This window comes from Mesorhizobium sp. B2-2-4 (assembly GCF_006442375.1).
In the GTDB taxonomy this organism is placed as follows: Bacteria; Pseudomonadota; Alphaproteobacteria; order Rhizobiales; family Rhizobiaceae; genus Mesorhizobium.
The window spans coordinates 134,746-148,662 of sequence record NZ_VFWB01000013.1; the positions used below are offsets into that span (position 1 = coordinate 134,746).

Consider the following 13,917-nt stretch of genomic DNA (forward strand, 5'->3'; position numbering starts at 1 on the left):
ACGACTAGAAGTCGTAGTGACGACTGGAAGTCGTGGTGACGACCGGGTTTACACCCGCCGGACGATTTTTGTCGGAACGAAAGCATACGGGGCGATATGCCATCATCTTTGATCCGACGCGGAACATGGGCGATCGGCGCTGCCGTGATCGTCATCGCGCTGGTGGTCGCCGCCCTGCCGCTGATCGCTTCGACGCGTATCGTGCGCGATCGTATCGCCTGGGAATTGAGTGCCTGGAGCGGTTTCCGGGTTGCCATCGAAGGCTCGCCGCGCATCGAGGTCTGGCCGAACTTCCGGGCGATCCTGACGGATGTGACGCTTTCGAAGTGGACCGACGTCGACGCACCGCCGGTCGTCGAGGCCGAACGGGTCGAGGTCGACCTCTCGGCCATGGCGGCGCTGCGCGGCGACGTGGTGTTTTCCACGGCGCGGCTGGTGCGGCCGACGATCAGGGTCCAGCGCACGGCGAGCGGCCTGTTCCTGCCCACCGCTCCGACCGGCGGCCGCATCGCACGCGCCATCGACGTGGCGCGCGGCGTGGTCGGTGCGGACCCCGCCAAACCCGATCTTGACAAGCTACCGGCCGACACTTTCGGCACGGTGGAGTTCAGGGACGGCCGCATGGTGGCGTCCGTCAACGGCAAGGACGAAGAGGTGCTGAGTAGCCTGAGCGGCCAGGCGACATGGGCGGCGATGAACAGCAATGCGACGCTCTCGGCGACCGGCATCTGGCGCGGCGAAAGCGTCGCCGTGGATGCCGCATCGCCGAAGCCGCTGGTGTTATTTGCCGGCGGCATGGCGCCGCTCACCCTGTCGTTCAAGGCGGCGCCCGCCACCTTCTCCTTCGACGGCACGGCCAGCATGTCCGAAAACGCCTATTTCGACGGCCAGGCCAAGTTTTCAGCGCCCTCGTTGCGGCGTGTGCTCGAATGGTCGCAGGCCGATATCGCGCCGGGCGCCGCGATCGGCTCCGTCAGCATCTCGAGCAAGGTGACCGCGACGGCGGGGCGCGTCAAATTCGAGAACACCGCACTCTCCCTCGACAATAACCCAGGCATGGGTGCGCTGGACCTGTCGCTTGGCGACGCACAGCCGGTGATCTCCGGCACGCTCGCCTTCGACACGCTCGATCTGAGGTCGTTCCTGTCCGCCTTCACGCCGCTCGGGCCGGCAAGCGGGGCAGGTCCGAGCGAAGTCGACACGAATTTCGCCGACCGGGTCAATCTCGACCTCAGGCTGTCGGCGGCGCACGCCACGGCCGGCTCCATCCAGCTTGCCGACGTCGCCGCCACGGCGCAGGTCAAGGATGGCCTGTCCGTTTTCGACATTTCCGATGCCTCGGCCTTTGGCGGCAACATCCAGAGCAGCCTTCGCTTCGACCGCAAGCCCGAGGGCAGCCAGGTCGAGATCCGGCTGCTGGCTTCCGATATCGATGGCGGCGCTTTCGGCACGGCGGCCGGGATGACGCGGTTGGTGCCGGTCGGCACCGGGACCGTGTCCGTCATCCTCAAAGGGCCCGGCAGGACCTGGGACTCGATCTTCGAAACCGCCGACGGCTCGGTTTCGGCGACCTTCGGGCCAGGCGCGCTCAGCAAGTTCAACCTGCCGGCCTTTCTCAAGCATACCGAACAGGGCGGCTTCTTCGCACTTGACGACGTCTCGGACGGGACACTGCCGATCGATGGCGCCGAACTGAAGGCCACCATCTCGAAAGGCGTGGCGAGGCTGGACAAGGCCGAGGCCAATTCGGCGAAATACAAGATCTGGCTTTCCGGCATCGCCTCCTATGCCGGACGCGGGCTGGCGCTGTCCGGCGGTGTCATCCAGCCGGACCAGGTCGCCACGCAGGCAAACGGCCAACAAGGCCCCAAGCAATCGTCCTTCTTCGTTGGGGGGACATGGAGCACGCCGTTCATTTCGCCGATCAACCGCGGCGTGTCGGGCGAATAAGCAGCCTTTCGGCCTCGTTGTTCAAGCATGATCTCTGGACAAACGGAACCGTTTGTCCGCGAAAACCGGTTCCCACTTTTCGGGATCATGCTCAGCCTATTCGGGCATGATCTCGCCCGAAAACCGGTGCCCACTTTTCGGGATCATGCTCAGCCGCGTTGGGCGGCCTGCTCGTCGCGCTGGCGCTGGACCTCGCGACGCTTATTGGCAAGCGAAGCGACGATGACGCCGACCGCGACGACCGCGATCAGAATGGTGCAGGCGGCGTTGATCTCCGGCGTCACGCCGAGACGAACCTGGCTGTAGATCTTCATCGGCAGCGTGGTCGCACCCGGCCCCGAGGTGAAGCTGGCGATGACCAGGTCGTCGAGCGAGAGCGTGAAGGCAAGCATCCACCCCGACACGATCGCGGGCAGGATGACGGGCAGCGTGATCTGGAAGAATGTCTTGACCGGCGGCGCGCCGAGATCCATCGCCGCCTCCTCGAGCGAGCGGTCGAAAGATACGAGGCGCGACTGCACGACGACGGCGACGAAGCACATCGTCAAGGTGGTGTGTGCGAGTGTGACGGTGAGGAAGCCCCGGTCGAGGCCGACAGCGACGAAGAGCAGCAACAGCGACAGGCCGGTGATGACTTCGGGCATGACCAAAGGCGCGAACACCATGCCGGAGAACAGTACCCTGCCCCGGAAACGCGTGTAGCGTGTCAGCGTCAGCGCCGCCAACGTGCCGAGCACGGTCGCCGCCGTGGCCGAAATGACGCCGACGCGCGCCGTCACCCAGGTGGCGTCCATGAGGCCCTGATTGTGGAACAGCGACACGTACCATTTGGTCGAAAAGCCGCCCCAGACGGTGACCAGCTTGGATTCGTTGAAGGAGAACACGATGAGCAGCACGATCGGCAGATAGAGGAAGGCGAAACCGAGCACGATCGAGGTGATGTTGAAGCGGCTCCAGCTGCTGTTCATTTGTCCTGCTCCTGCGCCTTCGCCTGGGCCTGCTGGAAGATCATGATCGGGACCGTCAGCAACAGCAGCAGGATGACCGCAACGGCTGAAGAGACCGGCCAGTCGCGATTGGCGAAGAACTCGTTCCACAACGTCTTGCCGATCATCAGCGTCTGCGAACCGCCAAGCAGATCGGGAATAACGAATTCGCCGACCGCCGGAATGAACACCAGCAGGCAGCCGGCGATGACGCCGGGCAATGACAGCGGGAACGTGATCTTCCAGAATGCACTGGTCGGCGGACAACCAAGGTCCTTGGCCGCCTCGATCAGCGAATAATCCATTTTTTCCAGCGACGAATAGAGCGGCAGCACCATGAACGGCAGGTAGGAGTAGACGATGCCGATGAAAATCGCCGTATAGGTGTTGAGGATGACCAGCGGCTGGTTGATCAGATGCAGCGACAGAAGCAACTGATTGAGCAGCCCCTCGGGCTTCAGGATGCCGATCCAGGCATAGACCCGGATCAGGAACGAGGTCCAGAACGGCAGGATGACCAGCATCAGCAAGGTCGGGCGGATCGTCGCCGGCGCGCGGGCCATGCCGTAGGCTATGGGATAGCCGACGATCAGCGTCAGCACGGTCGAGATCGCCGCGATGATCAAGCTGGTGACATAGGCGTTGAAGTAGAGCGCGTCCTGCGTCAGCCAGGCATAGTTGTCGAAGTTGAGATCGCGAAAGCCCGCGAAGAAGCCGGAGACGCCATCGCTGAAATCAAGCACCGGCGTATAGGGCGGCATGGCGATCGCCGTCTGCGACAACGAGATCTTGAAGACGATGATGAAGGGGACGAGGAAGAAGAACAGCAGCCAGAGATAGGGAATGAAGATGACGAGACGGTTGACGAAGCCGGCGCCCAGCCGCGCCAGCAACGGTTTTGCCGCGGCCGGTAGGGCGGCGTCGGTGGCGGCGATGTCGGACATGTCAGCCCCCTACCGCGTCAGTACGACGCCGGCATCCGGCCGAAAAGAGACCCAGGCGCGGTCGTTCCAGGTCAGCGGGTCCTCGGTGATGCGCGCCGCGTTCAAGGCGCTTGCCCGCACGAGTTGCCCGTCGTCCAGCCGGACGTGATAGACGGTCATGTCGCCGAGATAGGCGATGTCGTAAACCTCGCCCTCCAGCGCATTGACGCCATCGGCCGGCTTCTTGGACGACACCTTGATCTTCTCCGGCCTAATCGCGAAGACGATATCGGCGCCCGCGGCGGCGGCATTGCCGGCATTCTCGACGAGGATCTGGGCGCCGGTCGCTCCGGTGATGCGCGCCGTCTTGTCCGTCCGTTCGGCAACCTTGCCCTCGAACATGTTCACGTTGCCGACGAAATGCGCGACGAAGCGCGACGCCGGGGCCTCGTAGACTTCCGCCGGCGTCGCGACCTGCATGACCTCGCCCTTGTCCATGATGGCGATACGGTCGGCCATGGTCATGGCCTCTTCCTGGTCGTGGGTGACAACGACGAAGGTGAGGCCGAGTTCCTGCTGAAGGTCCATCAGTTCGAACTGCGTCTCCTCGCGCAGCTTCTTGTCGAGCGCGCCGAGCGGCTCGTCGAGCAGCAGCACCTTCGGCCGCTTGGCGACCGAACGGGCGAGCGCGACACGTTGGCGCTGGCCGCCGGAGAGCTGGTGCGGCTTGCGCTTGGCGAACTGCTCGAGCTTGACCAGCTTGAGCATCTCGGCGACGCGCTTTTCGACGTCTGGCTTGGCCATCCCTTCCTGCTTGAGGCCGAAGGCGATGTTGTTCTCCACAGTCATATGCGGAAACAGGGCATAGGACTGGAACATCATGTTGACCGGCCGGCGATAAGGCGGGATGCCGCGCAGATCCTGGCCGTCGAGCAGGATGCGGCCGGCCGTCGGCTCCTCGAAGCCGGCGAGCATCCTGAGCAGCGTCGATTTTCCGCAACCGGAGGCGCCGAGCAGGGCGAAGAACTCGCGCTCGAATATGGTCAGCGAGAGATTGTTCACGGCGGTGAAGTCGCCGAACTTCTTGGAGACATTGTCGAACTGAATGTATGGCTTGGCGTTCGGATCGTTCCAAGGCGCGAAATCCCTGCGGATGCTGCCAAGCGATTTCATGTGCCACTCCGCTGCTGTTTTGCCCCATCGAAAAGAAGGAGACCCGGCAGGGTGACTGCCGGGCCTCCTCGGACTGACTACTGACCGGTGACGATTTTGGTCCAGGTGCGCGTGATGACGCGCTGGGTCTTGGGATCGTAGGGCGAGATCGTAAAGAGCTTCTGCAAGGTCGCGGCGTCCGGGTAGACAGCGGGATCCTCCAGAAGCGCCTTGTCGACGAATTGCTGGGAAGCCTTGTTGCCGTTGGCATAGAGCACGGCGTTCGACGATTTGGCGATCACCTCCGGCTTCATCATATAGTTCAGGAACTCATGCGCCTCGGCGACATGCGGCGCATCGGCAGGGATTGCCATCTGGTCGAACCACATTTCGGCGCCTTCCTTCGGCACGGCGTAGCCGATCTCGACGCCCTGCTTGGCCTCCTCGGCGCGGTTGCGCGCCTGGAACACGTCGCCCGACCAGCCAACCGCCAGACAGATATCGCCATTGGCCAGAGCGTTGATGTATTCGGAGGAATGGAACTTCCTGATGTAGGGCCTGATCTTCATCATCAATTCCTCGGCCTTGGCAAAATCGTCCGGCGACGTGGTCTCAGGATTGATGCCGAGATATTTGAAGGCGGTCGGGAAGATGTCGGTCGGCGAATCCAGGACATAGACGCCGCAATCCTTCAGCTTGGCCAGCTTTTCCGGATTGAAGAACACGTCCCAGCTGTCGATCTTGTCGGTGCCGAGCGCTGCCTGCACTTTCTTGATGTTGTAGCCGAGGCCGACCGTGCCCCACATGTAATTGATCGAATATTCATTGCCCGGATCGTATTTGGCGGTCCGTTCCGAAACCGTGTCCCACATGTTGGAGAGGTTCGGCAGTTTCGACTTGTCGAGCTTCTGGAACACGCCGGCCTGGATCTGGCGGGCAAGGAAATTGCCGCTCGGGACGACGACGTCATAGCCGCTGCCGCCGGCAAGCAATTTGGTTTCCAGGATCTCATTGGAATCGAACGTGTCGTAGACCACCTTGATGCCGGTCTGCTTGGTGAAATTGTCGATGACCGAGGGGTCGATATAGTCCGACCAGTTGAAGACATTGACGACGCGGTCCTCGGCGTGGCCGCCGAGCGTAAAGAGCGCCAGAAATGCCGAAGTCGCCGAAAGCCAGAGCGCTTTGCGGATCATGTTATTCTCCTTTGTGAGTGTTCCATCGCCGGCGCGTCGCGGTATCCGCGCGGCCGGGCATTTGCTTCAGACTATTGAGCTTTCCAGGAGGCGACAAGCGCCAATTGCCGCGCCGCCGGCTGTCGCAAGCGATGCTCGCGCGCCACTGTCCTGGGCTGGAAGGAGTCGCCGCATCGTCAGAAGCTTTCGCCGCCGCGCAGGCAGAAATACTGGAATATGATCCGGTCTCGATCGGGTCGCCGGGGAGACTTGGCAAGATAAGCCTGTCTTGTTGTTGCCGTGGTCCCAGCCTGCCCGCGCGGCAGCGAACTTGTCAATGGCAAAGCTAGGGCGCCGCATCAATTCGGCGACGGCACGCCGGTGACCCCTGCCCTGACTGGCCGCGTCTGTCGCTTGAACTCCAGTCCGATATGGACGAGCAGCGCCGTGACCACCACCGCGCCGCCGACGATGGTGCGGCCCGACGGGACCTCGGAGTGGATCAGCCACACCCATATCGGCCCGAGGATCGGCTCAAAGGTGCCTAGCAGCGCGGCAACGGCGGCCGGGATCAGCCGCGCGCCGGTGGCGAAGAAGGCGAGGCCAAGACCCAGATTGACCACCCCGAACACGAAGAGAAAACCCATGTCGATGCCCGATACGGCGAAGGTCGAAGCCTGCGAGGCGGCAAAACCCGCCGCCAGGATCGTGCCGAGGCAGGTCGCCGGCGTCATGCGCACGCTGGAAAAGCGCCGGGTGATGACCGTGGCGATCGAGAACATGACGGCGATCAGCAGCGCCAGCCCGTCGCCCATGGGCGAAACGGCGCCATCCAGCGATTCCGACACCATGATGGCGACACCGGCGATGACGGCGGCAATCGCCAGCCAGGTCGCGACCGCCACTCTTTCGCGAAAGAGCGCCCAGGCAAACAGCGCCGCAAGCAGCGGCACGCCGGCCTGCATCAATAGGATGTTGGCGACGGTGGTGTAGGCAAGCGCCACGACAAAAGAGGTCGACGCGGTGGCGAAGCAGAAGCCCACGGCAAGGCCGGGCAGGCCCATGCCGCGAAACGACCTCAGCATGCCGCGCCAGCCGTCACGCCAGACCATGAAGCAGAGCAGGAAGGCGGCCGCCCACACGGAACGCCAGAACACCACCGTCCAGCTGTCGCCGGCGGTGATGAAGCGGGCGATCGTGCCGCCGAAACTCCACATCAATGCCGACAGGAACACGAGCAGGAAGCCGATGCGCTCCTCCCGCTGCGGGACGGTCGATGAACGAGCGATCGGCGATGATGCTGTGTCGGTCATGGGTACGACTGTCGATGTTTGAGAACGGCACAATGCGCAAGGGACGACAAAAACGTACCTCATTCGCGTAACGCAAAGGCGCGGGCCCGGCGTGATCCAGAGACCGCCGGCGATTGTGGCAAGTCCGCCTTGCGAAGCGTCACTGGAAATCGAAGGCGCTCAGGCCTGTCACCATCTCGTCGAGGCCAAGCGGGCGCGTCACCGGCGGCTCGGCGCGCGTCAGGCAGCCGACGCGCTCGCAAAGCCGGCAGGCGGGCCCGACCGGCGTCGCCGCTACCGCGCCAGCTCCGCCTTTTCCGGCCGTCGGGCCGGGAAGTGCCGCACCGTAGACGATGTCGTCGCGAAAGCCGATGTCGCACCCCAGCAGCAGCGCAGTACGGCGCGGCCGCTCGGAGAACGCGCCTTGCGGCCCTTCCAGCGTGCGGGCGATGCAGAGGAACTCGGCGCCGTCGGGCATTTCCACCGCTTCCACGAAAATCTGGCCGGGCTGGCTGAAGGCGACGTGCACGGGAAGCTTGGGACAAGCGCCACCGAAGCGGCTTTGCGGAAAGCCCAGGCTGCCGGCTTTGCGGAAGCGATTGCCGGCATTGTCGATCTCCAGCATGAAGAACGGCACGGCCGAGGCGCCTTGCCGCTGCAGCGTGGTCAGCCGGTTGGCCGCCTGCTCGAAGGAAACGCCGAAGCGCGAGCGCAGCACGTCGATATCGTAGCGGGCACGAACGGCCGCCGCGTGGAAAGCCTGGTAAGGCATCATCAGCGCATGCGCCGCGTAGCGCCCGAGTTCGAACCGGGCGAGGCGGCGGGCCTCATCTGTGGACAGTTTCAACGCCTGGATCTCGCCGGCTATCGCGACGGTCATGCGGATCAGGCATGCCTCCATCGCCATTTCGCGTAACTGGTCGAACGGCGACAGGCGCTCGGACAGGAACAGGCGCTGCGAATGGCGATCGTAGCGGCGGCGCCAGTTCGGCATGGTGGCGACCGGCAGCACCTTGACGACGATGCCGTATTCGCGCTTCAGCCAGCCCTTCAGCGCAGCAGACAAATCATCGCCGGGATCGAGCACCGAAGTGAATGCTTCCGCCTCTTCCTCGATATGCGCAAAATGGTTCGGCCGACGCTCGAAAATCTCATGCACCTCGTCGATCGGCAGGCGGGCGCTGGAAAGCGCCGTCACCCGCCCCTCGCGCGCAAGAAGCTCGTTGAGATCGGACAGGCGCTCGGCCTGTTCGCGATAGGCACGGAACAGTTTTATCACGGCCGCGGAGGCATTGGGCGCGGCTTCGGCAAGCTCGATCAGTTCCTGGTCTCCCGGCAATTCGCCAGCCAGCAGCGGATCGGCAAACACTTCCCTCAAGGCCGCGACAGAGCCGCCCGCTTCGCCCTGCAGCTCATGCGGATCGACCTTGTAGACGGACGCCAGCTTCAGGATCAACTGCACCGTCAGCGGCCGCTGGTTGCGCTCGATCAGGTTGAGATAGGATGGCGAGATGCCCAGGCCTCCGGCCATTGCCGTCTGGGTCAGGCCCTTGGCGTTACGGATGCGGCGGATACGCGGCCCGGCAAATATCTTCTGGTCGGCCATACGGCTCCTTGACAGGAATTTACATTGCAGTCGCTGCTACGCTTCCATGCGACTTTTTACAATAATCACAAATTTACCTCGCCCGTCTGTCAAACACAATACAGATTTTCCCTTATTCAAGGCCTGATTCTTCGATTTGCATGGCTCTTTTCGCCTCGCACTGTAAATTCCGTCACATCCAAACGCGGCGAGGAATGCCGCCGAGCCGCAAAGAAACAATCCTCCGGAGTAGAGCATGACTGATTTTTACAACCTCGTCCCCTCGGCCCCCGAGGGCCGCTTCGATGGCATCGAACGTCCCTATTCGCCGGAGGATGTGACGCGACTGCGCGGCTCGGTGCAGATCCGCCAGAGCCTGGCGGAAATGGGCGCCAACCGGCTGTGGAAGCTCATCCACGAGGAGGACTTCGTCAACGCGCTCGGCGCCATGTCCGGCAACCAGGCCATGCAGCAGGTGCGCGCCGGGCTGAAGGCGATCTACCTGTCTGGCTGGCAGGTCGCCGCCGACGCCAACACCGCCTCGGCCATGTATCCGGACCAGTCGCTCTACCCGGCCAACGCTGCCCCCGAACTCGTCAAGCGCATCAACCGCACCTTGCAGCGCGCCGACCAGATCGAGACCTCCGAAGGCAAGGGGCTTTCGGTCGATACCTGGTTCGCACCTGTTGTCGCCGATGCCGAAGCCGGCTTCGGTGGGCCGCTCAACGCTTTCGAGATCATGAAGGCGTTCATCGAGGCAGGTGCCGCCGGCGTCCATTACGAGGATCAATTGGCGTCGGAAAAGAAGTGCGGCCATCTCGGCGGCAAGGTCCTGATCCCTACCGCGGCCCACATCCGCAACCTCAATGCCGCACGCCTGGCAGCCGACGTGATGGGCACGCCCACCCTGGTCGTGGCGCGCACGGACGCGGAAGCGGCGAAGCTGCTCACCTCCGACATCGACGAGCGCGACCAGCCCTTCGTCGACTACGACGCCGGCCGCACGGTGGAAGGCTTCTACCAGGTGAGGAACGGTATCGAGCCCTGCATCGCGCGCGCCGTCGCCTACGCTCCCCACGCCGACCTGATCTGGTGCGAAACCTCGAAGCCCGACCTGGCGCAGGCGAGGAGATTTGCCGAGGGGGTGCACAGGCATTACCCCGGCAAGCTGCTGGCCTATAATTGCTCGCCTTCGTTCAACTGGAAGAAGAACCTCGACGACGCCACGATCGCCAGGTTCCAGAAAGAGCTCGGCGCCATGGGCTACAAGTTCCAGTTCATCACGCTGGCCGGTTTCCACCAGCTCAATTACGGCATGTTCGAACTCGCCCGCGGCTACAAGGAGCGGCAGATGGCAGCCTATTCGGAGTTGCAGGAAGCCGAGTTCGCGGCGGAGGCCAACGGCTACACCGCGACCAAGCACCAACGCGAGGTCGGCACCGGCTATTTCGATGCCGTGTCGATGGCGATCACCGGCGGACGGTCATCGACCACGGCCATGCATGAATCGACCGAGCACGCCCAGTTCAAACCGGCTGCGGAATAGCAAACCAGGGATCTCGGCAAACGCCCAAGGGCATACAGCAAGGAGAAGACCAATGGCATCGATAAGCCGCGTCAAGGAACGGGCCGAAGAGCAGTCGACCACGATGAGCATCGACCAGCAAGCGACGATCCGCATGCTGGCCAACGATCTGCACCGGCTCAACCAGTCGGTGATGAAGGCGGTGGAAGCCGGCGTCTCGGTCGAGCTGGTGCGCTCGGCACGACACCATGGCGGCGACGGCAATTGGGGGGACCTGTTGATCCCGGTCATCGTCACGCAGCAAAGCCATGGCTGATCGAAGATCGCGCAGGCCCGCCTCTCACCTGCGCAGTGTATGCGCAGGTGAATTTTATTTTCATGCAACCAAGGAATGGACAGAGCAGTACAGTACTGTTGCTTGAATTGACTGCTGCGGGAATGCTTTCCCCAGCTTTTTATTTCGGCTTGACAGGGACCGCGATCTCACGCCAATTGTCGCCTGATTTCAACTCTGCATTGAAATGGGACGAGTTTCTTGGCTGACTTGGGTGCCCAGTGAAGCGTGACGACGAAAGCGCGAGACATCCGAATCTGGTGAGCCGGGATTCAGCCACGGAGACGATCCGTCAGACCTCGCAGGTGCTCGTTGTCGGCAAGTCGCCGATCAATCGGGTGGTGATTTCCAAGATCGTCGAGCGGTCCGGGCTCAAGCCGATCTCGGAATCACCCGACATGGCGGCGAAGACCTTGCGCTTGCTGGTCCTGGCCGTGATTGTCCTGGACGGCGGCGCCGATAACAGGGACTGCGACACTCTGATGCCCGGCATCGAGATGTTGCGGCGGGCTTCGGGTAAATCGCTCCCGCCCGTGGTACTGCTTTCAACCAAGAACGGCACGCCGGAGAGCCTTGGCCTTTCAAACGTCGTCGACGCGGTGGTGGCCAAACCGATTACGCCCGAGCGCTTGCAGCCGGTGATTGATCGGCTGGTCAACCGCTGAAGGCGGCAAGCAAGCCTATCCGGCGAGGCTTTCGATCAGTTCGGGCAGTTGTCCGAGATCGGAGATCTGCCGGAAGCGCGGTTCGGCAATGGGCGCTTCGACATGTTCAAGCACCCAGGTCAATTCATGCGGCACATGAACGCCCCAGCCGCCGGCCTCGATGGCCGGCACCACATCGGACTTCAGCGAATTGCCGACCATCATGCTCCTGGCCGGGCCGTCGCCATGGCGACTGAAAACGCGCGCATAAGTAGCCGCGTTCTTGTCGCTGACGATCTCGATCGCGTCGAACAGATCGCCGAGGCCGGACCCGGCCAGCTTGCGTTCCTGGTCGAACAAATCACCCTTGGTGATCAGCACGAGGCGATAGGCGCCGGCGAGCCGTTCCACCGTCTCGCGCGCATGCGGCAAGACCTCGATCGGGTGGCTCAGCATCTCGCGGCCGGCGCCGAGGATCTCCGATATGACCGAAGCCGGGACGCGGGCTTGCGTGACCTCGATCGCCGTCTCGATCATCGACAGCGTGAAGCCCTTGATGCCGAAACCGTAGACGGCAAGATTGCGTCTCTCCGCCTCCAGCAGCCGTGCCGAGATATGTTCCTCTTCGCCGTGATCGGCAAGCATGGCGGCAAAGCGCTTCTCGGTCATGCGGAAGAACTGTTCGTTCTGCCACAGCGTATCGTCGGCATCGAAGCCTATGGTGGTCAGTTCGCCGGTCTTCTGCATGGACGCATCTCATATGTGAACGAGGCTGAACCTAGTCTCGCAGCCGCGATTTTCAACCGCAACGGCCAATGCCGGCTGCTCCCCTTCCCTTCGGTCGCCGGGCACAGCTATACTCCTAAATCCGCAACCCAATCTGGTGAATGATGCCGCCTGCAAAAAAGGAAGTCCGTCCGTCGAGCCGCGGAGGGCGCGCCCGCACGCCTGCCTTCGTGAAAAACCTGCGTGGTGTGAAGAACTGGAAGGAAGTCAGCGAATGGCTGCAATGGCGCGGCATCGAAGACATCGAATGCATTACGCCTGACCAGGCCGGCGTTGCCCGCGGCAAGATGATGCCGTCGAAGAAATTCACCTCCAACACCTCGCTGGCGCTGCCTTCAGCCGTATTCATGACCACCATCTCAGGCGGCTATCCCGAAGACGGCAACGGCTTCCATTATCCGGAGGACGACGGCGACCTCAAGCTCATGCCGGACCTGTCGACGCTGACGGTGGTGCCTTGGGAGGAAGACCCGACGGCGGCCGTCATCTGCGACCTCGTCCACCAGGACGGCCGTTCGGTGGAATTCACGCCGCGCAACGTGTTGAAGCGTGTTCTGGCCGCCTATGACAGGCGCGGGCTGAAACCGGTGGTGGCGCCCGAGATCGAATTCTATCTGGTGCGCAAAAACCCGGATCCGGATTACCCGCTGACGCCGCCCGTCGGCCGTTCGGGGCGGGCGATCGGCGGCGGCGCCGGTTATTCGATCGCCGGCGTCAACGAGTTCGACGAGCTGATCGACGACATCTATCATTTTTCCGAAAGCCAGGGCCTGGAGATCGACACGCTCATCCATGAAGAGGGCGCCGGCCAGCTCGAGATCAATTTGCGCCACGGCGATCCCGTCGAACTCGCCGACCAGGTGTTCATGTTCAAGCGCACTATTCGCGAGGCGGCGCTGAAACACGAAATCTACGCCACCTTCATGGCCAAGCCGATCCAGGGTCAGCCGGGCTCCGCCATGCACATCCATCAGTCGATCATCGACAAGAAGACGGGCAAGAACATCTTCTCGGCCGAGGACGGCTCGGAAACCGAGGACTTCTTCCATTTCATCGGGGGCATGCAGAAGCATGTGCCGAACGCGCTGGTCATGTTTGCGCCCTACGTCAATTCCTACCGCCGGCTGACGCAGTCCGCCTCGGCTCCGGTCAACAACAAATGGGGCTACGATAATCGCACAACGGCATTCCGCGTGCCGCGCTCGGATCCGGCGGCGCGCCGCGTCGAAAACCGCATCCCCTCCTCCGACGCCAATCCCTATCTGGCAATGGCCGCTTCGCTCGCCTGCGGGCTGATCGGCATCACCAACAAGATCAAGGCCGAACCTCCGGTGCTGACCACCGCCAATGCCGACGAGATCGACCTGCCGCGCAGCCTGCTCGAAGCCGTCGACCTGTTCGAGGGCGACGAGGAACTCTGCGCGCTTTTGGGCAAGTCCTTCGCCGCGACCTATGCGGCGATCAAGCGGGCGGAATTCGAGACGTTCATGGAAGTGATCAGTCCTTGGGAGAGGGAGTATTTGTTGCTGAATGTATAGGGGAGTAGGGGAGTAGGGGAGTAGGGG

General features: G+C 62.8%; 12 protein-coding genes. 5 read left to right on the forward strand and 7 right to left on the reverse strand.

Annotation, left to right across the window (positions count from 1 at the left end; all coding sequences use genetic code 11):
• The first annotated feature begins 96 nt into the window (after nucleotides 1–96).
• On the forward strand, nucleotides 97–1,950 hold the full coding sequence (locus FJ959_RS27245) for an AsmA family protein (protein ID WP_140498521.1): 1,854 nt from the start codon (nucleotides 97–99) through the stop codon (nucleotides 1,948–1,950).
• A gap of 149 nt (nucleotides 1,951–2,099) precedes the next feature.
• Here the strand turns inward: FJ959_RS27245 and FJ959_RS27250 are convergent, their stop codons facing one another.
• From FJ959_RS27250 to FJ959_RS27275, 6 genes are all read right to left on the reverse strand, one after another.
• Complete coding sequence (locus tag FJ959_RS27250) at nucleotides 2,100–2,918, reverse strand: ABC transporter permease subunit (RefSeq protein WP_140513402.1); 819 nt, start codon at nucleotides 2,916–2,918, stop codon at nucleotides 2,100–2,102.
• Entirely contained in the window at nucleotides 2,915–3,880 is a 966-nt protein-coding gene (locus tag FJ959_RS27255; protein WP_140498523.1) for an ABC transporter permease subunit, read from the reverse strand. Before FJ959_RS27255 ends, FJ959_RS27250 begins: the two co-directional genes overlap by 4 nt.
• 9 nt (nucleotides 3,881–3,889) lie before the next feature.
• Nucleotides 3,890–5,032 (reverse strand): ABC transporter ATP-binding protein, encoded by a 1,143-nt coding sequence (locus FJ959_RS27260; protein ID WP_140513400.1) that lies wholly within the window; start codon nucleotides 5,030–5,032, stop codon nucleotides 3,890–3,892.
• A gap of 77 nt (nucleotides 5,033–5,109) precedes the next feature.
• The gene (locus tag FJ959_RS27265) at nucleotides 5,110–6,207 is read right to left on the reverse strand and encodes a polyamine ABC transporter substrate-binding protein (RefSeq protein WP_140633108.1); all 1,098 of its coding nucleotides are present in this window, start codon (nucleotides 6,205–6,207) and stop codon (nucleotides 5,110–5,112) included.
• A 338-nt stretch (nucleotides 6,208–6,545) separates the two neighbouring features.
• Nucleotides 6,546–7,499: a DMT family transporter gene (locus FJ959_RS27270; RefSeq protein ID WP_140525264.1), complete on the reverse strand. Its 954-nt coding sequence runs from the start codon at nucleotides 7,497–7,499 to the stop codon at nucleotides 6,546–6,548.
• 139 nt (nucleotides 7,500–7,638) lie between these two features.
• Nucleotides 7,639–9,084 carry an XRE family transcriptional regulator gene (locus tag FJ959_RS27275; RefSeq protein ID WP_140625418.1) on the reverse strand — a complete coding sequence of 482 codons (1,446 nt, stop codon included), beginning with the start codon at nucleotides 9,082–9,084 and terminating at the stop codon, nucleotides 7,639–7,641.
• Nucleotides 9,085–9,319: 235 nt separating this feature from the next.
• Here FJ959_RS27275 and aceA point away from each other — a divergent pair, with 235 nt between their 5' ends.
• The 3 genes from aceA (at nucleotide 9,320) to FJ959_RS27290 (ending at nucleotide 11,587) form a co-directional block, all read left to right on the forward strand.
• On the forward strand, nucleotides 9,320–10,609 hold the full coding sequence (gene aceA / locus FJ959_RS27280; protein ID WP_140633110.1) for an isocitrate lyase: 1,290 nt from the start codon (nucleotides 9,320–9,322) through the stop codon (nucleotides 10,607–10,609).
• Between the two features lie 52 nt (nucleotides 10,610–10,661).
• Nucleotides 10,662–10,904, forward strand: a complete 243-nt coding sequence (locus FJ959_RS27285; protein ID WP_140498529.1) for a hypothetical protein — start codon at nucleotides 10,662–10,664, stop codon at nucleotides 10,902–10,904.
• Between the two features lie 239 nt (nucleotides 10,905–11,143).
• Entirely contained in the window at nucleotides 11,144–11,587 is a 444-nt protein-coding gene (locus FJ959_RS27290; protein ID WP_140498530.1) for a response regulator, read from the forward strand.
• Nucleotides 11,588–11,602: 15 nt separating this feature from the next.
• Here FJ959_RS27290 and FJ959_RS27295 read toward each other — a convergent pair whose 3' ends face one another.
• Complete coding sequence (locus FJ959_RS27295) at nucleotides 11,603–12,313, reverse strand: HAD family hydrolase (protein ID WP_140498531.1); 711 nt, start codon at nucleotides 12,311–12,313, stop codon at nucleotides 11,603–11,605.
• A 140-nt stretch (nucleotides 12,314–12,453) separates the two neighbouring features.
• Here FJ959_RS27295 and FJ959_RS27300 point away from each other — a divergent pair, with 140 nt between their 5' ends.
• Nucleotides 12,454–13,890 (forward strand): glutamine synthetase family protein, encoded by a 1,437-nt coding sequence (locus tag FJ959_RS27300; protein WP_181168616.1) that lies wholly within the window; start codon nucleotides 12,454–12,456, stop codon nucleotides 13,888–13,890.
• Nucleotides 13,891–13,917 lie beyond the last annotated feature (27 nt).